The sequence below is a fragment of the Formosa undariae genome (assembly GCF_042427615.1).
GTDB lineage: Bacteria > Bacteroidota > Bacteroidia > Flavobacteriales > Flavobacteriaceae > Formosa > Formosa undariae.
In genome coordinates, this window is sequence record NZ_JBHMEZ010000012.1 from 76509 (window position 1) to 102369 (window position 25861).

The following is a 25861-nucleotide window of genomic DNA, read 5'->3' on the forward strand; positions in this document are numbered from 1 at the left end:
TTTAAATCTTAAGGTTTTTCTTAAATCGAGAAAACATAACAAGTTTTTTCTTTGAGTTAATAAAGTAAACCCCCATTAATAAAGTACCACCAGCGACTATAGATTGCTGACTAATATTTTCGTCTAAGAAATACCATCCCAATAATAAAGCAATCACCGGATTTACATAAGCGGAGGTCGCTACTTTTTCTGTAGAGACTTCTTTTAATAAAAAGTTAAACGCCGTAAATGCGATAATACTTCCGAATAAAATAAGCAAAACCATGGCTACTTGAGCCTTAGTACTCCAATCTATCGGACTTGTCCAAGTTTCACCTAAACTTAAACTTCCTAAAAGCAAAAGTGTTCCTGCCGATAGCATTTGATAGCCTGTGGTTACAAAAAAATGAGAAGGCAGATTCGCTTTAGACACGAATATACTGGCAAAACTAATACCTAAAACACAAGTAAATATAACCACTATTCCAATGGTACTCTCTCGCGTTAAATTAAGTGTATCTTGACTCATTAACAGATACATTCCTAGCATTCCTAAAGCGACACCTATTAAAGATTTTGGCTTTATTTTTTTACCTTGAATAATACGCATTAAGAAAATAACAAACAACGGTTGCGTGGCAACTATTAAGGCCGCAAAACCACTATCTACATATTTTAAAGCCCATACAAAAATACCATTACCATAAAATAAGAATAGAAATCCAGCTATAACACAATTAAAAAATTGAGCTCTAGTAACCCTTAAAGAGAGCTTTAAGAATTTTGCGATAATCATAATTAAAGTACCCGCACTTAAAAAACGAATGGCTGCCAAAAGAAACGGAGCGACTTCTGTAACTACAATTTTATTCAACAAATAAGTAGACCCCCAAATGACGTATATAGCGAAAAATGACAGTATAATTAAAATACCTTTTTGGGGTTTAGGCATAATATAAAGAATGAAAGATTAATAAATATTAGAGAAGCAAACTTATGAAATAAATTTCAGGAAAATTCAATACTTGATTTAAAATATGAATTTACACAAACTAAATCAAAAACCTAATAATCAATTACTTACATCTGTTTTGCCTTTGGAATTTATTTTAACATATTGTCTCTTTCTATGTAACAAACGACTTATAAATTCTTCATATATCTCATATAATGGTGTAATATTTGTGTAAATTTATTGATTAATTAAAAATTTATGAATACCACCGAAAATGCCTTAAAGGAACGTATTAAAGAATTGACGTGTTTATACGAAGTGTCTTCCATTATAGTGAATGCCAATTACGAACAAATTGAGGATATGTTTCACGCGATTTCATACAGTTTAAAGAAGGCCTTTCAATATCCTGAACAAACAGAAATTTGTATTCAAAGTAATTATATTACCGTAAGAACGGGAGAGCGTGATGAAAGCTCACCATGTATTAAAAGTCCTATAACATTATTTAATGTTGAAAATGGTTATATAAAAGCATCTTATTCTTCGAAAGCCTTAATTCAAATAGATTTTCTTGAAGAAGAACAAAAATTACTGAATACCATAGCTTTAAAAATAGGGAGTTTATTAGAACGGTTTCAAATCATTAAAAACGAAGCCTCGTTAAAGCGCCAAATGGAGCACACCGATCGCTTAAATATTTTGGGAGAAATTACTGCTGGCATTGCTCACGAACTCAACACACCACTCGCAAACATTCTTGGTTTTGCTGAATTATTACAAGATAAGATTACAAATCGGGATGAATTAAACGACTTAGATAAAATATTAAATAGTGCTATTTATTCTCGAGAGGTGGTTAAAAAACTCATGTTTTTTGCTTGCGAAATGCCTCAAGAAATGACTACTGTAAACATTGTTGCTGTAATTAAGGATGCCTTGAGTTTATTAGAACCTAGTTTTAAAAAACATCAGGTAAAATATATTGTAAAAACAGATCGTGATGCCATAGACTTAAAAGCAGATACGGTACAGCTTACGCAAATTATTTTTAACCTAGTTATAAATGCAATATATGTATCTAAACCCAATGATTTAATTACCATTTTTATAACCGAAATTGGAGATAGCATTTGTTTAAATATAAGTGACCAAGGCGAAGGTGTTTCCGAAGAAAATAAGGATAAAATCTTTCAACCTTTTTTCACAACTAAACCTGTAGGCGAAGGATCGGGATTAGGATTAAGTGTTGTTCATGGTATAATTGCAAGTCATAAAGGCACAATTACAGTCGAAAACAACTCACCTACCGGTGCTACTTTTATTGTTAAATTACCAAAATTATAAGGATGTCAATACTGAAAGAAAATATTTTAATTGTAGATGACGACGTTCATATTCTAGAATTATTACAGCGCCACTTGCAATCTTTAAACTACCACACGTTTAAAGCTATTTCTGTGCGCGAAGCAGTTACCATTTTAAAAGACACTAAAATAGATGTTTTAATTACGGATTTAAAAATGCCTGAAGTGGATGGATTTGAACTATTAAAATTCACCTCAGAACATTATCCCAATATGGCTAAATTAGTAATTACGGGCTTCCCTTCTATCCAAGATTCTTTAGCCGTAATTAAATCTGGCGCCGTAGAATATCTTACAAAACCTTTTACTAAAAGCGAATTAATTGATGCTTTAAACAAAACTTTAGATCAGAATAAACCGAAATCGAAAACAGAATCCGGCACTATTGTAACCGATGGAAAATACGGAGACATTATTGGGCGTTCTCAAGGCATAAAGCATGTTATTCAGCTTATTGAGCGTGTAAAAAACAATAAGGCAACGGTTTATATTTCAGGAGAAAGTGGTACTGGAAAAGAATTAGTTGCACGCTCGATTCACTATCAAGGTCAATTTTCGAGAGGCCCATTTATAGCCGTAAATTGTGGTGGTATTCCAGAAAATCTGTTAGAAGCCGAATTATTCGGTTACGTGAAAGGTGCGTTTACCGGAGCCGAAACAAATCGCAACGGATTCTTTCAAGCTGCAAATGGAGGCACCATATTTTTAGATGAAATTGGAAATGCGTCATTAGCCGTTCAATCTAGGTTACTCCGTGTACTTCAAGAAAAAGAAGTCATCAAAGTAGGGACACAAAAGCCGGAAAAAATGGATTTAAGAATTATCACAGCCACCAATAGTAATCTTAAGGAAATGATTAAGGCAAAGACTTTTCGGGAAGATTTGTACTACAGATTAACGGTAGTCGAAATTGATGTGCCGCCACTAAGAGACCGTTCTGAAGACATTCCATTACTAGTCGACAAATTTTTATTTAAATATGGTATAGAATACAAAGATCGTTTTGTGAAAATTGATCCCGAAGCACTAACCATTTTAGAACGTTATACTTGGCCTGGAAATATTCGTGAATTAGAAAATATTTTACAACGTGCCATTATTCTATCAGATAATATCGTGACTCTAGAGGCTTTACCAGCATCTTTAAAGTACAATATTAATTTTACTGAAGACGATTTTGTTTCACTCAAAGACATGGAAAAACAATATATTTTAAAAGTCCTTCGTGCCTGTAAGAATAATAAAACTAAGGCTTCGCAAATTCTAAAAATCAATAGAAAAACATTGCGAGACAAACTTAAAGATTAAGTTTATAATTTCGGTTACAATTCACCCATATGGGTAATTTTGTACCGCTCACCGAAAAGGATAATTTAAATAATTTTGAACGAAACCCCTTTAGAACCAAGTGTTTTAAAGGGGTTTCTTGTTTCCGCTCATAACTTAAAATGCATTGGCACAACACTTGCCTTTTACCACTGTAATTAACAATATTTATTATGAAAAGCTCTGAATTAAATATTTGTCCAGATTGTGTGCATTGTAAAACGTGTGTTTTAACCACACAAAAAGAAAAAGTTTGGTCGTGTAGTGAGTTTGAAAGTGCGCTTTTTTTAGACTTAATAAATAGACCGAAAATAGAAACAAAAAAGATTAACTCATTTTATTAATATCAGTTTTAAATATTTTAATATGATAGCAGAAGAAATAAAATTACCTGTAAAGAAAAGCGAGACTGGTATGGTTGCCAATGTTCTTGAACAGTTCAATAAAGCAGCCGACCAGATAGATTTAAATCCAAATATCCGAAGAATATTAAACGTTACTAATAATGAAATTATCATTCATTTTCCTGTAAAAATGGATAATGGAGATGTGGAAATATTTACTGGATATCGCGTACAGCACAATAATGCCTTGGGACCTTATAAAGGAGGTTTAAGATACCACGAAACTGTAGATATAGATGCAGCTAAAGCATTAGCAATGTGGATGACTTGGAAGACATCTCTGGCTGGATTGCCGTATGGAGGTGCCAAAGGAGGTATTAAAATCAATCCCAAATTATATTCACAGTCAGAATTAGAGCGTATTACCAGACGGTTTACTTACGCATTAGGCGATAATATTGGACCAGAACATGATATTCCTGCTCCAGATGTAAATACCAATTCGCAAACTATGGCATGGATTGCAGATACTTATATGTCTACAAAAAGTCCTTCAGAGCGTTCTACCTATCAGCATGTTGTTACAGGAAAACCTGTGGGTTCTGGTGGCATAGAAGGTCGGGATCGTTCTACTGGATATGGCGTGTTTTTAACTATAAAATTATGGGCAGAACAACGTAATATAACACTTAAACGAAAACGATTTATTGTTCAAGGGTTTGGAAATGTTGGGTATTGGGCGTCTCATTTTATGGAACAAGAAGGTGCAACTTTAGTGGGAGTACAAGATACGTTTGCTAGTATCTATAAACCTGAAGGTATTGAAGTAAAACACCTTCAAATGCATGTGACTTCTAATGATGGTAGCGTTAAAAACTTCCCTAATTCTAAGGCTATTGAAAAAGAAGATTTCTTTGGATTGGATTGTGATATTATTATTCCTGCCGCTTTAGGCAATCAGATTACGGGTGAAAATGCCCATTCAATTAAAGCTAGACTTATTGCTGAAGGTGCAAATGGTCCGACAAATGTTGAAGGAGAACAAATTTTATTAGAAAAAGGAATAGAGATTATTCCTGATATTTTATGTAATTCCGGAGGCGTTATTGGCAGCTATTTTGAATGGTTACAAAACCGAAACGGTGAATTGTGGCATATGGATGAAGTGGTTTTAAAACTTGAAAAAACCTTAAAAGGATCTTTTAAACGTGTTTATGACTATTCTATTGCCGAAAATATAGATATGCGAACTGCTGCGTTTTGCTTAGCCATTCAGCGTATCGAAAAAGCTTATATACAACGTGGAATTTTCCCATAATAACAAAATAAATATGAAGTATGGACATTTAATTCTCGAAAAAAAAGAGTACGTATTCTTAAAACGCGTACTCAATCTTTCGGGCTATTCAAGAGATAAAGAAACCAGAACATCTTTACAAAAATTAAGTAATGAATTGGTAGATGCAGAAATTATAGACCACGAACTTATGCCGAGTGATGTTATTCGCTTTAATAGTTTGGTAACGGTCGCTCAAGGTGACTGGCAAAAAACCATAAAAGTGGTCATTCCGCAAAACAAAGATTTGAGTCAAAATAAAATTTCTATTCTAACGCCTATGGGCTCTGCCCTATTTGGTTACGCTATTGGAGATACAATTACATGGGAATTTCCTAATGGAACTAAAGAATTAAAAATTATAAATGTAGAACAGGAATATAACTATAGAGGATTGGACATCGTAATATAACGCTTATGAACTTATATAATTTAGATATCGCTTTTAATAATACACCACAGAAAAGTACGAATGAGGTAGATTTTTGGATTCATCACTTAGAGGAAATCAAACAAGAATTAAAACAATTCTGTGCTAAAAAGAAATATAACAATCAGGATTTAATTAAATCGGCTGTTTTATTAAAAGCATCTACCAACAATTCAATATTAAAAGCGATTCAAAATTATAAGGAATTTAGGGACTATTGGAGTAAATGCGAAGGTTTTAATTCTGAAACACCATTTATTTACGAGCACTCGAAGCATAAAAGTGATTATCTAAGACATATAAAAGAATACCGATTATTTAGATCTAAACTAACTAAAAAATAACATGGGCATCTTGCAATACAACCAAGTAAATAATCAAATGCAATTTAAAGTAGATGAAAATAGACGTTTATTTATTAAGAAGGATATTCTAGAAATTTCGCAATGGACAGACGATTTAGAATCTAAAAATAACGAGATTAATACATTTAGTATTCTAAACAGACAGTTAGTAAAATGCGAAAAAATTCAGAGTTTAATTCAGGATTTTAGACGAAGGAATACACTTGCTATGGCCGCACTTTGTAAATACGAGCAAAATTTACGTCAGGAATTAGAATTTGGGTCCGTTGAATATGATGTACAGCGCGCAAAAGTTCATGAAAAAAAGCGTGTAGAATATTTAATGTTTATTAAAGACTATCGCGTCCTTAAAACTACCATTTACAATCAACTAACACAGTATAAACGTAAATAACACTAAAAAGACTAAACTTTAGAATCCTTAAGCGCTTCTATTTTTTTAGTCTTTTTGTCTTTATAAATAATATTTAAAATTAAAGCGGCTATAATTAAACCTATACCGCATAAAGACCAAAACGAATACACTTCACCAAAAAGAGAAACCCCGAATAACATGGTGAATATAACTTCAATATATTTTATTGGCGCCACCTGATTCGTTTGTGCATTCTGGAAGGCTTTTGTCATTAATAATTGCCCAAAATAGCCAAACACACCTAGTAATCCTAAAAACACCCACTGCATACCTATTGGCGTTACCCAGCTATTAATAGTTAATACTGCTCCAACTGTAGCAGATATAACCATGAAATAATTTACAATAACCACAGGATGTTCAGACTTTCCTATTTTACTAATAATAATATAGACCAAGCCACTACTCACCGCTGCTATTAAAATAAGAATAAGCCCAAAAGTATTTAAATCTGAATCAAATCCTTTTAAAATAACGACTCCCAAAAAAGCCAAAATGAAGAAAACCCATTGAAACGGAAAAATCTTTTCTTTTAAAAAAATAACAGCAAAAATAGCAGCAAAAATGGGAGCTAAATATCTTAAAGATACTGCCGTCCCAATGGGCAAGTATTTAGTAGACATAAAAAACAATGCCATTGATGTTAAGCCTACAACACCTCGTAAAATCAGTAATTTATTGTTATTTCCAATTAATGGAATTTTATTTTTTAACAAATAACCAAATGTAAAAAACAAAGATCCAGCAGACCTAAAAAACACAATTTGAAAGGCTCCAATATTATCTAAATATTTTACAGTTGCATTCATACAGGCAAAAGCGAATGTACTTAGCAACATTAATTTTATAGTCTCCTTTAATTGCATTTTTGTGTTGCTTTTGAAGTCTTCAAATAAATAATTTTGAATATTTTAAGTGGCAAAAATATACATTTAAAAGAAGTATCAAATCTTAAGCGTGATTCATTTTAATTAATTAGCCTCCGCATTAACTTCATCCCACCAAGCTTCAGTGTTATTGGTGTCTTTTTCTATCTGAATTTCCTGACCTATTTTAGGTACAATTATGTTGATATTTTGCGTTTTAGATGCTTCAAGTAAACGTTCTACAGGTTCGTTCCATTCGTGCATCGCTAATTTGAAAGCTCCCCAATGTATAGGCATCATTAATTTTGCTTTTACATCTAAAGCGGCTTGAACTGTTTCTTCGGGGTACATATGTATGTCGTGCCACAGCGTATTGTATTGTCCACATTCTATCATTGCAAAATCAAACGGTCCATATTTTTCACCGATATCTTTAAAGTGTTTTCCATAGCCACTATCTCCACTAAAAAAGATATTGTCGTCTTTGGATGTAATAATCCACGAACTCCATAATGTTTTAGCTTTATCGCTTATACCTCGACCTGAAAAATGTTGCGCTGGTGTACAGACAAATTTTAAATCTGAAAACATAATTTCCTCCCACCAATCTAATTCATGAATCTTATCTTTAGAGATCCCCCAAGATTCTAAATGTGAACCAACACCTAAAGGCGTATAAAATGCATCTACTTTATCCTTAAGTTTCGAAATACTATCATAATCCAGATGATCGTAATGGTCGTGAGAGATTAATACCGCATCTATTCGAGGTAAATCTTTAATGGTTATTGGAAGGTGATTACTGAATCGTTTACTTCCCAACATAGGATGTGGCGCAGGTACTTCTCCAAACATAGGATCGATTAAAATGTTTTTAGATTGAATTTGAAGTAAAAATGTAGAGTGTCCAAACCAAAACAAACGTATTTTTCCCGTATAATTTAATAAATCTGAAGGTAGAATAGTCTCAACTAAAATCGGCTGTTCTGGTATTACGCCTTTAGTCTGTTTAAAATAACCCACAATACTTTTTCCCATATCTTGAAGTCCCATACTCATATCTACATTGCCACTATTTATAAATTTACCTTCTTTATAATGATTGGTTAAAGAAAATTTTTCTTCTTGAACAGCCGTTGGTGTTCCTCCAAATTGCGGACTTAAATAAAGAAATAAGATGATTCCCAATACCAAGATTAGTATACCTATACCGATTATAATTCCCATTTTTTTTAATATTAGTTTTAGCATACGCTTATTTTAACCGAATATTTATTCGATTATTATATAAATTTTTTAATTTCTTATGGCATCCCAAGCTAAAGTAAACATCGTGTTTGTGTCTTTTTCGTTTAACTGTAAAGTCTTAGAATCGATTAATTTTACTGTTTCATTCATAAACGATTCTAATAACACAGATAAGATGGCATTATCCAAATTCTTTATTAGCCCTTCCTGCTTTCCTTCATCTAATAAATCTAAGATAAAAGACGACTTTAAATAACGGATATCTTTCGGTATCATTTCAAAATAAGGCGATTGTTTTACTTGATGAATAAAACTCACTTCCTTTCTATTATTGATACCAAAGTTGATATAAAAAATCCAAATGGCTTTAAATTTCAACTTATACGGCAAGTCTGTTTTTAATTGATCTCGGCTAATATCTGTTATATTTTTAAGTAAATCTGTAGCAATTGTAGTAATTAAATCGTCTTTACTTTTAAAATACACATACAACGTGGATGGCGAAATATCCACTTGTTTTGCAATATGAGCCATTTTTAAAGCAGCAAATCCCTTAGCGTAAACTATAGCAATAGTTTCGTTAATAATAGCCTCTCTCTTTAAGTCATCTTTCTGTTTCACGTTACAAAGATATTATTTTAATCGAATAAATATTCGCTTATTATATAAATTAAAACTCGAGATTATAATTCTCGAGTTTTAATACTAGTATTAAACCATTTTGAAATCTAATAACAATTCACCCTCAATAGATGCTTGTAACTGATCTCCTTTATGAATTTGACCTGTACCGTAAGCTGGAGTTCCTGTGAAAATTAAATCTCCTGGTTGTAAAGTGAAATATTTAGAAGTAAACGCAATTATTTCTTCAAAATTATAGATAATTAAACCTGTATTTCCTTCCTGTACCGTTTCGCCATTAATTTTTAAATCGAAATTAATAGTAGTCAAATCCGAAAAATTTGAAATTGGTTTAACCGGAGAAATTGGTGCCGCACCATCGAAACCTTTAGCTAAATCCCAAGGTCCTTTTCCTTCTCTAACATCATTTAAAACATCTTTAGCGGTATAGTCTATTGCAACTGCAATTCCAGAAATATAAGACGTGGCATCTGCTTCAGAAATATTTTTACCCGTTTTTCCAATTTCTATAACTAATTCCACTTCGTAAACTAAATTTTCTGTAAAAGACGGATATTCTACGTCCTTATTATCTTTGACTAAACTTGACTCTGGTTTAGAGAAAATAAGTTGTTTACCGTTTTTCGATGTTGATTTTAATTCTTCTGTATTAAGAACATAATTTTTACCAATTGCTAGTACTTTCATTGTTATGTATATTTAAAAAATAGTGTTTGTATTATTCTTTTATAATCTTAAGTGTCATATTAATAAATACATGAAGATTATTAATCCTCTGTATCCAAGTCATACAAATTTAAGATATTTATAAGCAAATTGTAATTTGTGTTTCTTGTTTTTTTTTCAAAATCGGTTCTAATTATTTTTCCAAGAACACAAATGATTAATCAACGTTCAGTTTTATATGTAAACTATTATAAATACTTAAAAACAAGCTTATATATTTATAAAAAAACTCCCGAATCTAATAAGGTTCGGGAGTTTTTATATATATATAATTGAAATCTGTATTTAGAAATTCTTAATATTTAATATCAATAATGGTACGTTAGCACGATGACTAATAGATTTACTATACGACTGATTTAGTAAACGTTTTAAAAAGTCTTGTTCTTTTGCGATAACACACAACATATCTAATTTTCTACTTTGCACAAAAGCACGTACTCCCGTAGAAACACCGATACCTGTAAGTGTAAAATACCCCGCAGAAAAATCATTTATAAGCACCTTTAATGCTTCCTTCTTTTCGTCTTGTGACTGAGTTAGTTTTTTTGCACGATCCATAACATGGCAAACAGAAACTAAAGCTTCATTAGATTTTGCAATGTCAAGTAAAGGACTTAAACCTTTTTCCGTAAATGAAATATCGAAATCTGTAGAGATACCAATTTCCTTAAAAGCTTTATATTCTGCATATTTTGGAATTGCTATAATTGGGCAATTAACGACACCAATAAGACTTGATGTATTACTTCCAACAGTAATCTCTTTTAAAGCACCAGCACCTTTAGTTCCCATAACAATGCAATCGATATCAAATTCTTTAACCACTTTTTTAACGGCAGAAGAAAACGATTTAAAAATAGATAAGCACTTATACTTATGGTTTTCATTAGAGTACGTCGCATTAATTTTATCTAACACATCTCGCAATCCATTTTTACTATTTTCAACTTGGGCATTGTAAATAGATTCTTTAGCCATTACTGAAGTCACTCCCATATAACCACTAGAACCTGGTTGATCGAAAGAATTTATAATATAGAAATTGCATGTGTCATTTTTATAAAGATCTAAAGCATACTCGATAGCGTGCCATGCGTTTTCAGAAAAATCTGTTGGTAATAGTATATTTATCATAGTCATTATTTTCAGTTATAAATTTACTAACAAAACCATACATACACAACGATTTTACATATATTTAAACCAAAAATTAGGTTAAAATTTCACTAATTAAAAATCTAGTATATTTATCTTTTTTTTAAATAAATTATAAGTCAGCCGACTTACATTTACTTTAAATTATATCAGAATCTCTATTTCATGATAAAAAATATTTTAATTGTTGAAGATGAATATAACGTCGCTACTTTTATAAAAAAAGGTTTAGAAGAAGTTGGATACAATGCCTGTATTGCCTACGATGGAGAAACATGCATAGAACTTTTGCTACAAAAAGAGATCGACTTAATTTTATTAGATGTGATTTTACCAGGAATGAATGGTTACGAAATCGCGTCTAAAATAAAAGGTTTAGGCTTCATAACTATTCCTATTATATTTTTATCCGCGCTAGGGAGTACAGACAATATTGTAAAAGGACTGGACACTGGAGCAGACGATTATTTAACAAAACCTTTTAAATTTAAAGAACTTTTGGCGAGAATACGTGCTGTAGCACGTCGAAAGAATATTAAAGTTCCTGATGGCTCACTGCTTAAAATAGCAGACTTAGAGTTAAATAACGACACAAAAATAGTAAAACGAGATCACACCGAAATTAAATTAACCTCTACAGAATTTCGTTTGTTAGAATATTTGCTTAAAAACAAAAATAAAGTCTTATCCAGAGTCGATATTTTAGAACACGTTTGGGATATTAGTTTTAATATGGGAACAAATGTTGTAGATGTGTATGTAAATTATTTAAGAAATAAAATAGATAAGAAATTCACGCCTAAATTAATCCAAACCGTTGTTGGAATGGGCTATATTTTGAAAGATCCCGAAGATGAAAATTAAAAACAAAATCACCCTCATCTTCGTTATACTTGTTGCGACTATGCAACTTGTTATTTTTTCTATTATTTATGTCTTCGCGTCCGATTATCGCACCAACGAATTTTTTAAAAAGTTAGAAAAACGAACTTTAATTGCGGAGCAATCTCATTTTGAAAAAAACAAATTAGGTGTCGAGATCTATGAAGAACTCATAAGAAAACATCTACAAACCTTACCAAAAGAAAAAGAATATATTTTTGCCACAGACGCAACCCTAAACCAAATTATTTCAGAAATAGAACTTAAAATTCCCCAAACATATTACGCGGATTTAATTAATAAAAATTACGCTGAAATTAAAATTGGAGACACCTTCTTATCGGGTTTAAATTACAAGGAACGAAATAAATCTCATTTTGTCATTCTAACTGCACACGATGAAGATGGTATAGATGAATTATCTAAACTAATACATTTACTAATCTTTTTATTCCTTTTAACCATTCTTGTTTTGTTCTTTCTTGGAAGTTTCTTTGCTAAGCGTACACTAGAACCACTTGCTCGAATCATTGAAAAAGTAAACACCATTCGTGTAACTAATTTACACGAAAGATTACAGACCACAAATAACAAAGACGAATTAAGCGAGTTAGCAAACACGTTTAATGGCATGTTAGATCGTTTGGAAACCTCCTTCGAAATACAGAGTAATTTTATAAATAATGCCTCTCACGAGTTAAAAAATCCGTTAACAGCCATATTAGGTCAGACAGAAATTGCATTGCTTAAAGAGCGTTCGCCTGAAGAATACACTAAAGTTTTAGAAGGAGTAGAAACAGAAGCTTTGCGATTAGATGCCTTAATAAATAGTCTCCTGAAATTTGCGCAAACAGAAAGTGATGAAAAAGGATTGCTTATTACACCTATTCGATTGGACGAATTAATTTTAGAAGTAAAAGAAAATATAGATTTAATAAATCCCGATAATAAAATAGAAATAGACTTTAATGATTTCCCCGACAACCCTGATTTATTAGTGGTTGAAGGCAATTACGGATTAATTAATATTGCTTTAAATAATGTCTTAGATAATGCTTCAAAATTTTCTGATAATAAAAAAGTAATCGTTAAAATAATCACTAATAATGCGTCTATAAAAATTGTTGTTACCGATCAAGGTGTAGGTATTCCTCCAAATGAAATTAAAAACATTTATCAGCCGTTCTATCGCGCTGCAAATGTTAGAAATGTAAAAGGCTACGGCTTTGGATTACCACTTACAAATAAGATTATGAAACTCCATAGCGGTACTATAGAAGTGTTTTCTGAGCACAAAAAAGGTACCATTGTCACCTTAATATTTCCTAATAAACACCAAGAATTTTCTATATCTAAATAATAAACTCACCATTTCTTACTTCTTAACACACCAAAAGACTACATAACAACGGGTTAAGTCTGTTGTGAAATTCTAATCTTATTCTAATCTCGTTCTTATATCGCTCTAATACGGTGGAGGTATGTTTGCATTAAGAAAATTACAGGAATGAAGACGGTACTTATACCAACCGATTTTAGTGCAAAATCCTTACAGCTTATTAAAAATGCTGTATTACATAATCCTAATGAACCCATACAGCTCGTATTGGCTTCTGGTTATTTATTGCGTTTAAGCGCTTTTAATCCTTTACGTTATTCTAAAGCTAGATTAATTAAAACGTTAGCACATGAGGTTTTTAACAATACCCTTTCAGATTTAATTTTAGAGCACAAGAATAAAATTTATAATGTAAAAATAGAATTATATACAGGAAGTTCTAATCATGAATTTAATGATTTTCTGCGTGTGAACAACATAGACAAATCCATAATTCCGAATACAAAATTATGCCAATTTCCTAATAAAAAATGTTTTGACATCACACCATTAATAGACCATTTATCTCCAGAAGTATCTCGCGTAGCATATAAAGGAGAAAAACGAGACAAACCTACCCGTTTTTGGTTTTTAACCTTAAAACAATTCAGTTTCAGATAACAAACAATCAAACAAACTAATTAAAATAATAATTTAAAAAGAAGTATCAATGAAGAACATTAGCACAAAATATTTAAAATCCGATTTAAAGGCCGGTTTAGTTGTCTTTTTAGTAGCACTACCATTGTGTTTAGGAATTGCACTCGCTAGTGGGGCTCCTCTATTCGCTGGAATTATTTCAGGTATTATTGGAGGTATCGTTGTCGGTTTCTTTAGTGGATCTAATTTAAGTGTATCTGGTCCTGCCGCAGGACTTACTGCTATTGTGTTAACAGCAATTGCAACCTTAGGATCTTGGGAGGCTTTTTTATTAGCTGGTTTAATAGCTGGGGTGTTCCAATTAATTTTAGGATTTTTAAAAGCCGGTATTATTTCCAACTATTTACCGTCTAATGTTATCGAAGGTATGTTAGCCGCTATTGGTATCATTATCATCTTAACGCAATTACCACATGCTGTAGGTTACGACGCAGTTCACGAAGGAGATTTCTTTCATATCAATGCTGAAGGTAAACACGATATGTTTTCAACAGTAATCCAAAGTATAAATAACATGCATTTAGGGGCTATAATTATTGTTCTAATATCTTTAGGAATAATTATCGCGTTTACTAAAGTTCCTGTTTTAAAGAAAATTAAATCTATTCCAAGTTCTTTAGTGGCTGTTGTCGCTGGTGTTGCTGTTAACGAAGCATTTGTAGCTTTAAACTCACCTTTGGCCATTACACCTGCGCATCTAGTAAGCTTACCTGTTCCAGAATCTTTTGAAGCTTTCAAATCACAATTTAGTTTACCAGATTTCAGTCAAATTGGAAACATAAACGTTTGGATTGTAGCCTTAACAATTGCTGCAGTAGCAAGTATTGAAACTTTATTATGTATTGAAGCCGCAGATAAATTAGACCCTTTAAAAAGATACTCTAACACCAACACAGAATTAAAAGCGCAAGGTATAGGTAACATTATTAGCAGTATGATTGGGGGTCTGCCAATGACGTCTGTAATTGTAAGATCTTCTGCGAATGTAAACTCTGGTGGACGCACAAAATTGTCAGCTATTTCTCATGGTGTATTTTTACTTATTGCTGTATTGGCCATGCCAACAATTTTAAATAAAATTCCTTTAGCTTGTTTAGCAGCTGTATTAATTGCAGTTGGTTTTAAATTAGCGAGTCCTAAAGTTTTTATTCACATGTGGGAAAACAGTAAGAAATTCCAATTTATCCCTTTTGTTGTTACTGTAATTGCCGTGGTGTTTACAGATTTACTTAAAGGTGTTGGTATTGGTATGGCAGTTAGTATTTTCTTTATCTTAAGAGGTAATTTAAAACTAGCATATTTCTTTAGAAGAGAAAATCATTCAACAGGAAAAACCATACAAATGGAGCTTGCTCAAGAGGTGTCTTTCCTGAATAAAGCAGCGATTAAACAAACGTTTGCACACTTACCTGCAAATAGTTCGATCGTCGTAGATGCCTCAAACACAGTATATATAGATCACGACGTACTGCAACTGATAAAAGACTTTGTGAATTATGGTTGTATTGACAAAAATATTAATGTATCTTTGATAGGATTTAGAAAAGAATACAAAATTGAAAATTCTGTCAACCATGTGACTTCTGTTTTATCAGATAATGAAGATAAAGTTGCATTACACGAAATAGATGAAGGGTTAAAAATTCCTTCAAATGTTTTAAAGGTTAAGGATTTGCCTAAAGCAGGATAATGTTTTATAACGCATAATATTTTAGAAGCCTATAGTTATCAAAAATTTGATAACTATAGGCTTTTTATTTTATATACACTTATTTGAAAGACCTATGAAACAAAAATTAGATCATTACTTTGTAAGACCCATTACAAAATTTGTCCAAGTAGAAAGTTTTGGAGGAATCCTTCTCTTTTCAGCAGCCGTAATCGCCCTACTTTGGGCCAATTCACCGTTCTCAGATTCCTATGTAAATCTTTGGAATTATGAACTCGGTTTTGAAATAGGAAATTTTCATATTTCAAAAAATTTATTGCACTGGATCAATGATGGTTTAATGGTTATTTTCTTCTTCTTAATTGGATTAGAAATTAAACGGGAAATTCTTATTGGAGAATTAAATAGCTTAAAAAAAGCCTCCTTACCTATTTTTGCCGCTTTAGGTGGTGTTTTTATTCCAATTGGAATTTATTTAGCATTAAATACAAATCCAGAAACTCATGCTGGTTGGGGAATACCAATGGCTACAGATATTGCATTTTCTTTAGCAATTATCCAATTACTAGGAAAGCGTGTGCCATTAGCCTTAAAAATATTTTTAACAGCCTTTGCTATTGTAGATGATTTAGTTGCTGTATTAGCCATCGCGATTTTTTATAGTAACAATATAGATTGGGCATTAATATTATACTCTTTTATACCTCTAGGAATTTTATTCTTTCTGGGTTGGAAAGGTTTTTATCACAAAATTATATACTTCACGCTTGCTGTGGTTATATGGTTCTTATTCTTGAAGTCAGGAATCCACCCTACCATTGCGGGTATTTTAATTGCCTTAACAATTCCTATTCAACGTAAAACGGAATTGTCTATCGACATGAACCAGCTAGAGTCTATAACAACTAGACTACTTAAAAAAAGAACTTCCGATAGTCCGATCCTAACACATACTCAGATTAATTTAATCGATGATCTTCAAGCATGGACAAGTCGTGTACAATCGCCTTTACAACATTTAGAACATATTTTCCACGGTTGGGTTGCATACTTTATTATGCCTATTTTCGCTTTATCTAATGCAGGTATCGTATTTGGGGCTTCCGATCATTTAGATTTCGATTTGGCTTCTCATATTGCCATCGCATTAATTATTGGTAAATGTATTGGTGTGGTTGGATTCTCTTATTTAGCAGTAAAACTTGGTATTGCAGCATTCCCTGATAAAGTTAAATTTAAACACATTTTAGGTACTGGTTTTTTAGCAGGTGTTGGATTTACAATGTCTATTTTTGTATCAAATTTAGCATTTCACGGTAGTTTACTTTATCAAGATTCCGCAAAAGTTGGTATCTTAATTGGATCATCTATCGCAGGTTTAATTGGTTATTTTGTTTTAAAATCAGTAAAACCAGCATCAGGTGAAATTCTATTGAGCGACGAAGAAGAAGAGGAAGAAGAATAAACATCTTATAGTTATAGCTTTACAAAACCTATATAACCAAAAAAGCGACCTAAAAAGGTCGCTTTTTTTATGTTTTTACTTTGGGTGCTAAGCCGGAATTTGCTGACTTAAACAATGCAGTGTGCCAAATCCCCAAATAAGATCTATAGCACTCATTCCAATCACTTCACGATCAGGGAAACAATCTGCTATTATATTCAAGGCCACACGGTCTTTACTGTCATTAAACGTAGGTACCAATACCATTTTATTTAAAATTAAAAAGTTAGCATAACTCGCTGGAATTTGAAGACCATCAAAAAACAACGGTTTAGGCATAGGTAATGTTACAATATTTGGCGTATTACCAGTTTCTAGTTTAGAAGCCTGTAATCGCTTTAAATTATCTTGTAGCGCCTTATAATTACTGTCTTCTGTATTAGATTCTACCACAGTAATAATGGTGTCTTCATTTATAAAACGACACAAATCATCAATATGCCCATGTGTATCATCGCCTACAATACCATCTCCTAACCAAATCACATTGGTAACTCCTAAGTATTCTTTGAACACAGCCTCATAATCAGCTTTCGTGAAATTTTCATTTCGAACCTGAATTGACGGATGTAATAAACATTCTTCTGAAGTTAATAACGTCCCCTTCCCATTAGAATCAATCGCACCACCTTCTAAAACCACAGGTTTTCCGTGATACATCACTTGGGTTAAAGACGCATTTAAAACGTCAGAAACCACCTTAGGAACACCGCGATCTAGTTTATGATTTGGATACTTTGCCCATCCGTTAAAATTGAAATTCATCGCGATACGCTCCCCTCCTTTTTTAACGATAATCGGACCAGAATCACGCATCCAACTCCTATTTGTTTTATGGGCTATATAATTAATATTATTTAAGTTAACGTGAGCCATTTCAAGCATTTCATTAACCTTATTTTGTTGCGTATTATTTTCAATAACTAAGAAAACTTTTTCAACTTGAGCCACTTTTTTTATAAACTCCACGAATGCCCATTGTATGGCCTGATACTTTCCTGGCCAATCGTTTCCGTTATAAGGAAAACATAATAAAACACCTTCTTGATGTTCCCATTCGGCCGGAAATCTAATTGCTTCAGAATCCATAATTAGTCTATTGCACGTTTAGTAATATCACCAAAAGCATCGATACGACGGTCTCTAAAAAATGGCCAATTCTGACGTACATTTTCTTGTAAATCTAAATCGACTTCAGCAATTAATATTTCTTCTTGATCGTGAGATGCTTGCGCTAAAATTTCACCTTGAGGCCCTGCAATAAATGAAGATCCCCAAAACTGAATACCTGCTGTCCCTGGTAAATATTGCTCTAAACCTATACGGTTTGCAGCAGCCACAAAGACACCATTAGCTACGGCATGACCTTTCATAACATTCATCCATGCACCATGTTGGTTTTCTCCAAACTCTTCTTTTTCTTGAGGATGCCAACCTATTGCTGTTGGATAAAATAAAACTTCGGCACCTTTTAAAGCTGTTAAACGCGCCGCTTCAGGATACCACTGATCCCAACAGATTAAAGTCCCGATTTTACCCTTTTTAGTTTGAATGGCTTGAAATCCTAAATCACCTGGTGTGAAATAAAATTTTTCATAAAAGTGAGGATCGTCTGGGATATGCATTTTTCTATACAACCCAGCTTCCGTACCATCTGTATCGATAATATACGCACTGTTATGATAAATCCCAGCCATACGTTTTTCGAAAAATGGTACTATTATTACAACTCCTAGTTCTTTAGCTAAAGCACTAAAGGCTATAAAAGATGTACTGTATAAAGGTTCTGCCAAAGCGAAGTTATCTACATCTTCACTTTGGCAGAAATAATGACTACTGTATAATTCTGGTAAAAGAATAACCTCTGCCCCTTTATTTGCAGCATCTCTTACCCAACTTAAACACTTTTTTAAATTGTTCTCAGCAACGTCGTTCAAGTTTAGTTGAACAACCGCTATCTTGTATTTTTTTACAGACATAACTCTTAAGATTATGTTGTAAAAGTAATTATTTTATAAAAGTGAAATGCTAAAGATTATATAAAATAATTATGAATCTATTTTCATCGTATTTGATCCCTTAAAATACCTTTTTCGTAACCAAAAAGACACTCTTACCAATAAAATTAAAGCCGGCACTTCTACCAATGGCCCAATAACTCCGGTAAATGCTTGCCCTGAATTTAATCCGAAAACCGCAATCGCAACGGCTATAGCTAATTCAAAGTTATTTCCTGCGGCTGTAAATGCAATGGCTGCTGTTTTATCGTAAGTTGCTCCTGCCGCTTTACTGATAAAGAATCCGATGATAAACATTAAAGTAAAATAGATTAACAATGGAATTGCAATGATTACAACGTCCATCGGAATATCTACAATCATCTCGCCTTTTAATGAAAACATGACAACTATAGTAAACAATAAGGCCACAAGTGTTAATGGAGAAATCGCTGGAATAAATTTGGTATTATACCACATCTCACCTTTTAATTTCACTAAAAAATAACGGCTTAGAAACCCTAAAAGAAATGGAATTCCTAAATATATAGCCACACTTTCTGCTATAGTAGCTATTGAAATGTCTACAATAGCACCTTCAAAACCAAAAAACGGAGGTAAAACTGTAATAAATATCCAAGCGTAAAAACTGTAGCCAAACACCTGAAATATACTATTTAAGGCCACTAAACCAGCGCCGTATTCACTGCTTCCTTCTGCCAAATCGTTCCATACCAAAACCATTGCAATACAACGTGCAAGTCCGATTAATATTAAACCAACCATGTATTCAGGGTAATCTCTTAGAAAAGTTATTGCTAAAAAGAACATTAAAAAAGGTCCAATAATCCAGTTTAGAACTAATGAAATCGATAATACTTTTACATCTTTAAACACTTTAGGCAAAAGGGCATAATTCACTTTAGCTAAAGGCGGATACATCATTAATATTAAACCAATTGCGATTGGAATATTTGTAGTTCCTTGATTATACGAGTTTATTACATCTGGAATTTGAGGAAAAAAATTTCCCATTGCAACACCAATTAACATGGCTAAGAAAATCCATAATGTTAGGTAATTATCTAAAACACTTAACTTTTTTAATGCAGCCATGACTATTTGATATTTGAAAATATATAAAACATTTCCTCTGCAATTTGTAAACTGCGCTCGTTATACTTTTCTGCTTGTTCGGGTGTATTATCGAACGCTTTAGGATCTTCGAAAGTAATCGCGGCACGTTCTTGGGCACCAGCTATAAACGGACAACCACCATCTGCCTGAGAACATGTCATAATAGCAATGAATCTAGTTTCGGGATTAAAAGCATCATTATAACGCTTGGAAAACCCTATAATTGGTGGTTCATTATGATCAAATTTTACAGCATATACCGGGTTATCACCTTCAGTTATTTTTTGAACATCAAAACCTGTATTTGATAAAGTTTCGGCAACCATAGGAAACATAGCAGTAGCCTCCGTCCCGCCAGAATAACAAAATACATTTTTTAAATTGTAATAAAATGCTGCTGTTTGTGCCCAAACTTGCGCCAAATGACTACGTCTAGAGTTATGCGTACAAATAAAATTTAATCGCGTTTTAATTTTCTTGGAATGCTTTTCTTGTATAAAATCCAGTAAAGGTTTTAAAACTTGCTTACGTTCTTCTGATATATTTGAAAAATCTAGGCTTTCAATATGATTGGCTATTTTAGTATTCATCTCTTTATTTTTTTAGCAACATCCAGAATTAGGAGTGCATGTATTAGCTGGTTGAGTTAATTGGTTTAGGTTTTGTTTCGGCTTTTCTTGAGGAATTCCGCAATTATCTTTTGCTAAACAATCTGTAAATTTTGAAGTTAATTGAAATACACCTTCTCTGATATCTAAATTATATTTTTGAATCGTATCTCCCTGATATTCAAATTCAATATCTAAGGTTTCTTCAAGTCCTAAAACACGTTGTGATAGTTCTATAATTGAAACTAATCTTTCAGGATGCAAACGGTGATCGTAATCATGAGCTTCCCATAATTGAAAGTTGATTACTGATTCTTTACGAACGGTGCCACCACAGTCTATAAAATTTTTATCTACTTTTCCGACTTCCGTCACATGAAAATGACTTGGAACTAAGCTTCCGTCCGGTAATTGAAAAGCGATTTGATTTAGATCTTCTAAATGATTTTTAATTTCTAGTAAGGTCATAATTGAAATGTATTAATTGCAATATTGCGATGATTAAATTTAAATTTTTTTAACAACAATCTGTTTCAGAACACGATACATTTTGATTGAAAAACAGATTCAACTTATTTTGTATGTCATTCCATTTTTCTGTGTTTATACAGTAACACACGCTAGTGCCTTCAATAGTCCCCTGTATAATCCCAGCATTTTTCAATTCTTTTAAATGTTGCGAAATTGTTGGTTGTGCCAAACCTATTTCCTCTACTAAATCACCACACACACAACTATTAGATTTAATTAAATATTCTAAAATACTTATTCGTGCTGGATGACCTAACACTTTTGCAATACGTGCAATGTCGTTATGTTTATCGGAAAAAATTTCGGACTTAGTAATACCCATAATATAATTATTTATTCATTGCAATATTACGATTAATTGTTAAATGAACAAAAAAAAGATAGTCATTTAACTATCTCTTAATATTGTATACTTGATTTTTATCCTACCAATCGATTGGAAAATAATCTTTCAAAAACTTACCACACCAGTGTTTACCAGTGTTTATTCCGTCTATTAACGGATCCATAACACGAGCTGCTCCATCGACAATATCTAATGGTGGCTGAAAATCGTGTTCTTCAACTTTACGTTTCGATAATTCTGCAGGATCCTCATCGGTAACCCAACCAGTATCTACAGCATTCATAAAAATACCATCTTTGGCTAAAGTGGCTGCCGCAGTATGCGTCATCATATTTAAGGCGGCTTTCGCCATATTGGTATGCGGATGGCGGTCTTCTTTATGAAAACGATGAAACTTACCCTCCATTGCAGTCACGTTAATAATGTGTTTCTGTCCGGTGTTTTCCTTCTGCATTATCGGCGCTAAACGGTTACAAAGTACAAATGGCGCAACAGCATTTACCAACTGAACTTCTACCATTTCTGTAGTTTCTATTTCACCTAACTTTAATCTCCAACTGTTCGTTTTTCGTAAATCGACTTGTTGTAAATCGACATCCAATTCCCCTTCAGGAAAGACTTCACTCGCTTGTAAAGAATTGTCGAAACTATATGGAATTTGCGATAATTTAGCAGAAGCTCTTAATCCAATTCCTGGTTCCGGTCCATGCCAAGTAACAGGCATATTTTTATTATCTGACGCCGCTTGAGTTAATGTCTTTAATTCGGTAATACAATCGATATGATCTTTTAGTAAATCTTGAGCAAACTTCGGTAATTGCTCGACTGGTAAGTCTTCATTAGCCATTAAATGCTTGTAGAAACCCGCAGGTCGTCTTACTGTCTGTGCAGCATTATTAATTAAAATATCTAATCTGTCGTATTTCTGTTCGATATAATTACAAAAGATTTCTACACTTGGTATATGTCTTAAATCTAAACCGTGAATATGTAATCTATGTCCCCATTCTGTAAAATCACTTTCCTTAGAAAAGCGTAAAGCAGAATCTGCGGGGAAACGCGTAGTTGCCACAACCGTAGCACCAGAGCGCAATAACATTAATGTAATATGATAACCGATTTTTAATCGAGAACCAGTAACTACAGCGACTTGATTTCTTAAATCGGCTGTCTGAAAGCGCTTAGCGTAATTAAAATCGGCACATTCTGTACACATCGTATCATAAAAATGATGCAGTTTTGTGTATACCTTTTTACAGACGTAACAGTTTCTTGGTGATTCTAATTCCAAATCACTGTCTTCTGTTTTTGTTAAATCTATTAATTTAGGAGCTACAAAAATAGGATTTTCGCGGGCAGAACGTATTCCTGTTTCTTTACGCGCATGCTTATCTCTTTCAATCATTTTACGTTTTACTGCCTTCTTAGCATCCTTACGTCTTTTTTGAAATTCATCTCTATTCGGACGTGTAATTTGTCCAGCGGCTTTCATTAAAGCAATGCGTTTCTCTTCAGGAAGTTCGAATAACTGATTTGTATCGCCTACCAACTTTTCTAGCATAGCAATACAAACATCAATCTGATCTTGATTTAATTCTGTATTTTGTTCTTCAGTGTTTTCGTTCATGATCCTAAACTTTAAGCGCGCAAATATAGTTTTAATTTTAGTTGATAATTGTATTTAAATTGGACTAAATACGATTTAATATATATTCAAAGTCATAACTTATATAGGACTGTGCTTTCAACTTTAATAATTGTTTTTTTATGAATTGGCAGACCAAATATTAGATTTTTTAATCACTATCCTTTTATTCAATTTAAGTTGAGCAATAACTAATTCCGAAAAATCTTCTGCTTGCTTTTCATTTTCTTCATTTATATTGGATAGATTTAATTCCATTGAACCCGTTTCAGAATTACCTGGTGTTAATGCGGTTACACGAATATTGTATTTTCTAACTTCCTGCATTAATGATTCTGTTAATCCCAAAACCGCAAATTTTGATGCTGTATATGCGCTTGTAGATACATTTCCTGTTAGTCCTGCAGTAGATGAAATATTTACGATATCTCCAGACTTATTATTAATCATATCTTGTAAAAAAGCGCGGGTTACATAATATATCCCCATTACATTCACTTTTATAATATGCTCCCACTCTTCTGGCTCCAAGGCTAAAAAGGAACCAAATTTCGCAATCCCAGCATTGTTAATTAAAATATCTATTGTTTTAAACTGATATAAAATGGTTTTTGCGGCTATATTAATATCTTCCTTAGACGTTACGTCTGCTGTAACTGTAATAGCTTCGACCCCTAATTTTCTAACCTTAGTGGCCACATCTTCAATCTCTTTTTCAGACCCTGCTAATAAAGCAATATGTACACCTTCTGCTGCCAATGCTAAAGCTAATGCTTTACCAATGCCTTTCCCTGCTCCGGTGATTAACGCACGCTGTCCTTTTAATGATCTCATCTATAAATTAATGTTTTTAATTCCATTCAAATTTAAAAATAATTCCACTTCAGTAAAAACATTTACATAGCGAATGCGTTAAAAAAATATTAGAATGCAGTCGTCAAGCTTCTACAGCAACTGTAGTTTTGAAAAATATTATTTAAAACCTAGCGCTTTGTCGGTTATAATAAAGTTTAAACGATTTATTTTAAAATATTTTAAGGAGTTATCCTACAATAAATCAATTCTTTAGACTGTAATCATGTAAAACCAATAAATTTTCAAAAATCTATACATCCAATTTAAGCGTACATATATTAAATCAAAATAGACAATTATGAAAAGAATTTCAATCGGAGTAATTACTTTATGTTTAATGGCCTCTTGTGTTTCAAAAAAGAAATACGTCGCTTTAGAGCATGAAAATGGAGAAATAAAAAGTCAACTGACAAAAACAACTGTTGCAAAGGAAGAGTTAGAGGCTAAATTTAGCGAAATTCAATCTCGCGTTGATTCATATAACAGTAAAATAAATTCGTTAACCGAAGAAAACGATGCGCAAATGGTTGCCGTTGGAGATATTGCTGTTATTTCTAACGATACCAAGAAAAGTATGCGTGAAACGTTGAAACATGTAGATCCTTCAAAATTGAGTGAAGCAAAAACACTTAAGGATTCTATGAATCTTGCGATATCTTATAATTTACAGAAATCTTTAGACAATAATTCTTTAAACGAGGACGAAGATATTGCGATCGATATTAATGAAACAGTAGTTATGATCTCTATTTCTGACAAAATGCTTTTTAATACTGCGAGCTATAGAGTAAGTAACAAAGCTAACGACATCCTTCAAAAATTGGCAGATATCATTAATTCTGAGCCAAGTATAGAAGTTATGGTCGAAGGTCATACAGACTCTAGAAGTATTAATACTGGTGCTATTAAAGACAACTGGGACTTAAGTGTCTTAAGAGCGACATCGGTTGTACGTAAATTACAAGATGATTATAAAGTTGCCCCAGAAAAGATGATTGCTTCTGGACGAAGTAGTTACCATCCTTTAATTGAAAATAGTTCTAATGAGAATAGAGCAAAAAACAGAAGAACACGTATTGTTATACTCCCAAATATTAACAAGTTCTTTGCGTTAATGGGGAATGTCGAATAATATTTACACTTATTGATATATACAAAAGACTGCCTTATGGCGGTCTTTTTTTATTATATCAAAAAAATTAAAAGCTAAAAATTCAATATTTCGCAATTAAGAAATCCTTAACTTTTCTAATCATGTATTTGGGTATTTATTATTTTAAATTTCCGCTGTGAAACCAGTAAAATAGTATTCACAAAAAAAACAATTAATTTTAAATAGTACATATTTTATTTGCGATTTTAATTATCTACCTTTAGATATTGCTGCAATTCTAAAGCAATATATTTTGTCTATAGGTTTTAAAAGTGCTCGACAATAATGCTACTTGCCGAACATCATTCGGGTTTAGGTATACCTATAACATGAGTCATT

At 32.5% G+C, this 25861-nt stretch carries 26 protein-coding genes; 12 read left to right on the forward strand and 14 right to left on the reverse strand.

Translation table 11 applies throughout. The features are described from left to right. Nucleotide 1: 1 nt before the first annotated feature. A complete protein-coding gene (locus ACFFVB_RS11315) occupies nt 2–931 on the reverse strand; it encodes an EamA family transporter (protein WP_382382894.1) in 930 nt (309 codons plus the stop codon). 261 nt (nt 932–1192) lie between these two features. Here ACFFVB_RS11315 and ACFFVB_RS11320 point away from each other — a divergent pair, with 261 nt between their 5' ends. The 6 genes from ACFFVB_RS11320 to ACFFVB_RS11345 all read left to right on the forward strand — a co-directional run bounded on the left by ACFFVB_RS11320 (nt 1193) and on the right by ACFFVB_RS11345 (nt 6496). Beyond that, nucleotides 1193–2281 carry a sensor histidine kinase gene (locus ACFFVB_RS11320; protein WP_382382896.1) on the forward strand — a complete coding sequence of 363 codons (1089 nt, stop codon included), beginning with the start codon at nt 1193–1195 and terminating at the stop codon, nt 2279–2281. 2 nt (nt 2282–2283) lie between these two features. Next, entirely contained in the window at nt 2284–3609 is a 1326-nt protein-coding gene (locus ACFFVB_RS11325) for a sigma-54-dependent transcriptional regulator (protein ID WP_382382898.1), read from the forward strand. Between the two features lie 384 nt (nt 3610–3993). Next, on the forward strand, nt 3994–5289 hold the full coding sequence (locus ACFFVB_RS11330; RefSeq protein WP_382382900.1) for a Glu/Leu/Phe/Val family dehydrogenase: 1296 nt from the start codon (nt 3994–3996) through the stop codon (nt 5287–5289). Between the two features lie 13 nt (nt 5290–5302). Next, nucleotides 5303–5719 (forward strand): GreA/GreB family elongation factor, encoded by a 417-nt coding sequence (locus ACFFVB_RS11335; protein WP_382382902.1) that lies wholly within the window; start codon nt 5303–5305, stop codon nt 5717–5719. Nucleotides 5720–5724: 5 nt separating this feature from the next. Then, complete coding sequence (locus ACFFVB_RS11340) at nt 5725–6081, forward strand: hypothetical protein (protein ID WP_382382904.1); 357 nt, start codon at nt 5725–5727, stop codon at nt 6079–6081. A gap of 37 nt (nt 6082–6118) precedes the next feature. Beyond that, the gene (locus tag ACFFVB_RS11345; RefSeq protein WP_382382906.1) at nt 6119–6496 is read left to right on the forward strand and encodes a hypothetical protein; all 378 of its coding nucleotides are present in this window, start codon (nt 6119–6121) and stop codon (nt 6494–6496) included. Nucleotides 6497–6507: 11 nt separating this feature from the next. On the opposite strand, the gene ACFFVB_RS11350 is transcribed toward ACFFVB_RS11345, so the two are convergent. The 5 genes from ACFFVB_RS11350 to ACFFVB_RS11370 all read right to left on the reverse strand — a co-directional run bounded on the left by ACFFVB_RS11350 (nt 6508) and on the right by ACFFVB_RS11370 (nt 11136). Beyond that, nucleotides 6508–7425: a DMT family transporter gene (locus ACFFVB_RS11350; protein WP_382383863.1), complete on the reverse strand. Its 918-nt coding sequence runs from the start codon at nt 7423–7425 to the stop codon at nt 6508–6510. A gap of 63 nt (nt 7426–7488) precedes the next feature. Then, nucleotides 7489–8634, reverse strand: coding sequence for an MBL fold metallo-hydrolase (locus tag ACFFVB_RS11355; protein WP_382382908.1), 1146 nt, complete (start codon nt 8632–8634; stop codon nt 7489–7491). 45 nt (nt 8635–8679) lie between these two features. Further along, nucleotides 8680–9252: a TetR/AcrR family transcriptional regulator gene (locus ACFFVB_RS11360; RefSeq protein WP_382382910.1), complete on the reverse strand. Its 573-nt coding sequence runs from the start codon at nt 9250–9252 to the stop codon at nt 8680–8682. Between the two features lie 90 nt (nt 9253–9342). Next, the gene (locus tag ACFFVB_RS11365; RefSeq protein WP_382382912.1) at nt 9343–9960 is read right to left on the reverse strand and encodes a fumarylacetoacetate hydrolase family protein; all 618 of its coding nucleotides are present in this window, start codon (nt 9958–9960) and stop codon (nt 9343–9345) included. 324 nt (nt 9961–10284) lie between these two features. Continuing rightward, nucleotides 10285–11136, reverse strand: coding sequence for a universal stress protein (locus ACFFVB_RS11370; protein WP_382382913.1), 852 nt, complete (start codon nt 11134–11136; stop codon nt 10285–10287). A 186-nt stretch (nt 11137–11322) separates the two neighbouring features. Here ACFFVB_RS11370 and ACFFVB_RS11375 point away from each other — a divergent pair, with 186 nt between their 5' ends. From ACFFVB_RS11375 to nhaA, 5 genes are all read left to right on the forward strand, one after another. Beyond that, nucleotides 11323–12021: a response regulator transcription factor gene (locus ACFFVB_RS11375; protein WP_382382915.1), complete on the forward strand. Its 699-nt coding sequence runs from the start codon at nt 11323–11325 to the stop codon at nt 12019–12021. Continuing rightward, nucleotides 12011–13399, forward strand: a complete 1389-nt coding sequence (locus ACFFVB_RS11380) for a HAMP domain-containing sensor histidine kinase (RefSeq protein ID WP_382382916.1) — start codon at nt 12011–12013, stop codon at nt 13397–13399. Before ACFFVB_RS11375 ends, ACFFVB_RS11380 begins: the two co-directional genes overlap by 11 nt. A 147-nt stretch (nt 13400–13546) precedes the next feature. After that, a complete protein-coding gene (locus ACFFVB_RS11385) occupies nt 13547–14038 on the forward strand; it encodes a hypothetical protein (RefSeq protein WP_382382917.1) in 492 nt (163 codons plus the stop codon). 49 nt (nt 14039–14087) lie between these two features. Then, the gene (locus ACFFVB_RS11390) at nt 14088–15767 is read left to right on the forward strand and encodes a SulP family inorganic anion transporter (RefSeq protein WP_382382918.1); all 1680 of its coding nucleotides are present in this window, start codon (nt 14088–14090) and stop codon (nt 15765–15767) included. 94 nt (nt 15768–15861) lie between these two features. After that, the gene (gene nhaA, locus ACFFVB_RS11395; protein WP_382382919.1) at nt 15862–17211 is read left to right on the forward strand and encodes a Na+/H+ antiporter NhaA; all 1350 of its coding nucleotides are present in this window, start codon (nt 15862–15864) and stop codon (nt 17209–17211) included. Between the two features lie 87 nt (nt 17212–17298). Here the strand turns inward: nhaA and ACFFVB_RS11400 are convergent, their stop codons facing one another. The 8 genes from ACFFVB_RS11400 to ACFFVB_RS11435 all read right to left on the reverse strand — a co-directional run bounded on the left by ACFFVB_RS11400 (nt 17299) and on the right by ACFFVB_RS11435 (nt 24348). Beyond that, nucleotides 17299–18339, reverse strand: coding sequence for an agmatine deiminase family protein (locus tag ACFFVB_RS11400; protein ID WP_382382920.1), 1041 nt, complete (start codon nt 18337–18339; stop codon nt 17299–17301). 2 nt (nt 18340–18341) lie between these two features. Then, a complete protein-coding gene (locus tag ACFFVB_RS11405) occupies nt 18342–19229 on the reverse strand; it encodes a carbon-nitrogen hydrolase (RefSeq protein ID WP_382382921.1) in 888 nt (295 codons plus the stop codon). Between the two features lie 69 nt (nt 19230–19298). Continuing rightward, complete coding sequence (arsB, locus tag ACFFVB_RS11410) at nt 19299–20363, reverse strand: ACR3 family arsenite efflux transporter (RefSeq protein WP_382382922.1); 1065 nt, start codon at nt 20361–20363, stop codon at nt 19299–19301. Nucleotides 20364–20365: 2 nt separating this feature from the next. Next, nucleotides 20366–20974: an arsenate-mycothiol transferase ArsC gene (locus ACFFVB_RS11415; protein WP_382382924.1), complete on the reverse strand. Its 609-nt coding sequence runs from the start codon at nt 20972–20974 to the stop codon at nt 20366–20368. Nucleotides 20975–20986: 12 nt separating this feature from the next. Further along, complete coding sequence (locus tag ACFFVB_RS11420) at nt 20987–21460, reverse strand: DUF6428 family protein (protein ID WP_382382925.1); 474 nt, start codon at nt 21458–21460, stop codon at nt 20987–20989. A 49-nt stretch (nt 21461–21509) separates the two neighbouring features. Next, nucleotides 21510–21845 carry an ArsR/SmtB family transcription factor gene (locus tag ACFFVB_RS11425; protein WP_382382926.1) on the reverse strand — a complete coding sequence of 112 codons (336 nt, stop codon included), beginning with the start codon at nt 21843–21845 and terminating at the stop codon, nt 21510–21512. 103 nt (nt 21846–21948) lie between these two features. Continuing rightward, nucleotides 21949–23496, reverse strand: a complete 1548-nt coding sequence (locus ACFFVB_RS11430) for an SDR family NAD(P)-dependent oxidoreductase (protein WP_382382927.1) — start codon at nt 23494–23496, stop codon at nt 21949–21951. A 138-nt stretch (nt 23497–23634) separates the two neighbouring features. Beyond that, nucleotides 23635–24348 carry a 3-ketoacyl-ACP reductase gene (locus tag ACFFVB_RS11435; protein WP_382382928.1) on the reverse strand — a complete coding sequence of 238 codons (714 nt, stop codon included), beginning with the start codon at nt 24346–24348 and terminating at the stop codon, nt 23635–23637. Between the two features lie 319 nt (nt 24349–24667). Here ACFFVB_RS11435 and ACFFVB_RS11440 point away from each other — a divergent pair, with 319 nt between their 5' ends. Beyond that, nucleotides 24668–25501 carry an OmpA/MotB family protein gene (locus ACFFVB_RS11440; protein WP_382382929.1) on the forward strand — a complete coding sequence of 278 codons (834 nt, stop codon included), beginning with the start codon at nt 24668–24670 and terminating at the stop codon, nt 25499–25501. Nucleotides 25502–25861 lie beyond the last annotated feature (360 nt).

Bases quoted from the DNA above. Each gene is read 5' to 3' on its own strand.
- ACFFVB_RS11315 (WP_382382894.1), bottom strand. From the start codon at position 931: ATGCCTAAACCCCAAAAAGGTATTTTAATTATACTGTCATTTTTCGCT.
- ACFFVB_RS11320 (WP_382382896.1), top strand. From the start codon at position 1,193: ATGAATACCACCGAAAATGCCTTAAAGGAACGTATTAAAGAATTGACG.
- ACFFVB_RS11325 (WP_382382898.1), top strand. From the start codon at position 2,284: ATGTCAATACTGAAAGAAAATATTTTAATTGTAGATGACGACGTTCAT.
- ACFFVB_RS11330 (WP_382382900.1), top strand. From the start codon at position 3,994: ATGATAGCAGAAGAAATAAAATTACCTGTAAAGAAAAGCGAGACTGGT.
- ACFFVB_RS11335 (WP_382382902.1), top strand. From the start codon at position 5,303: ATGAAGTATGGACATTTAATTCTCGAAAAAAAAGAGTACGTATTCTTA.
- ACFFVB_RS11340 (WP_382382904.1), top strand. From the start codon at position 5,725: ATGAACTTATATAATTTAGATATCGCTTTTAATAATACACCACAGAAA.
- ACFFVB_RS11345 (WP_382382906.1), top strand. From the start codon at position 6,119: ATGCAATTTAAAGTAGATGAAAATAGACGTTTATTTATTAAGAAGGAT.
- ACFFVB_RS11355 (WP_382382908.1), bottom strand. From the start codon at position 8,634: ATGCTAAAACTAATATTAAAAAAAATGGGAATTATAATCGGTATAGGT.
- ACFFVB_RS11365 (WP_382382912.1), bottom strand. From the start codon at position 9,960: ATGAAAGTACTAGCAATTGGTAAAAATTATGTTCTTAATACAGAAGAA.
- ACFFVB_RS11370 (WP_382382913.1), bottom strand. From the start codon at position 11,136: ATGATAAATATACTATTACCAACAGATTTTTCTGAAAACGCATGGCAC.
- ACFFVB_RS11375 (WP_382382915.1), top strand. From the start codon at position 11,323: ATGATAAAAAATATTTTAATTGTTGAAGATGAATATAACGTCGCTACT.
- ACFFVB_RS11380 (WP_382382916.1), top strand. From the start codon at position 12,011: ATGAAAATTAAAAACAAAATCACCCTCATCTTCGTTATACTTGTTGCG.
- ACFFVB_RS11385 (WP_382382917.1), top strand. From the start codon at position 13,547: ATGAAGACGGTACTTATACCAACCGATTTTAGTGCAAAATCCTTACAG.
- ACFFVB_RS11390 (WP_382382918.1), top strand. From the start codon at position 14,088: ATGAAGAACATTAGCACAAAATATTTAAAATCCGATTTAAAGGCCGGT.
- nhaA (WP_382382919.1), top strand. From the start codon at position 15,862: ATGAAACAAAAATTAGATCATTACTTTGTAAGACCCATTACAAAATTT.
- ACFFVB_RS11400 (WP_382382920.1), bottom strand. From the start codon at position 18,339: ATGGATTCTGAAGCAATTAGATTTCCGGCCGAATGGGAACATCAAGAA.
- ACFFVB_RS11405 (WP_382382921.1), bottom strand. From the start codon at position 19,229: ATGTCTGTAAAAAAATACAAGATAGCGGTTGTTCAACTAAACTTGAAC.
- arsB (WP_382382922.1), bottom strand. From the start codon at position 20,363: ATGGCTGCATTAAAAAAGTTAAGTGTTTTAGATAATTACCTAACATTA.
- ACFFVB_RS11415 (WP_382382924.1), bottom strand. From the start codon at position 20,974: ATGAATACTAAAATAGCCAATCATATTGAAAGCCTAGATTTTTCAAAT.
- ACFFVB_RS11420 (WP_382382925.1), bottom strand. From the start codon at position 21,460: ATGACCTTACTAGAAATTAAAAATCATTTAGAAGATCTAAATCAAATC.
- ACFFVB_RS11425 (WP_382382926.1), bottom strand. From the start codon at position 21,845: ATGGGTATTACTAAGTCCGAAATTTTTTCCGATAAACATAACGACATT.
- ACFFVB_RS11430 (WP_382382927.1), bottom strand. From the start codon at position 23,496: ATGAACGAAAACACTGAAGAACAAAATACAGAATTAAATCAAGATCAG.
- ACFFVB_RS11435 (WP_382382928.1), bottom strand. From the start codon at position 24,348: ATGAGATCATTAAAAGGACAGCGTGCGTTAATCACCGGAGCAGGGAAA.
- ACFFVB_RS11440 (WP_382382929.1), top strand. From the start codon at position 24,668: ATGAAAAGAATTTCAATCGGAGTAATTACTTTATGTTTAATGGCCTCT.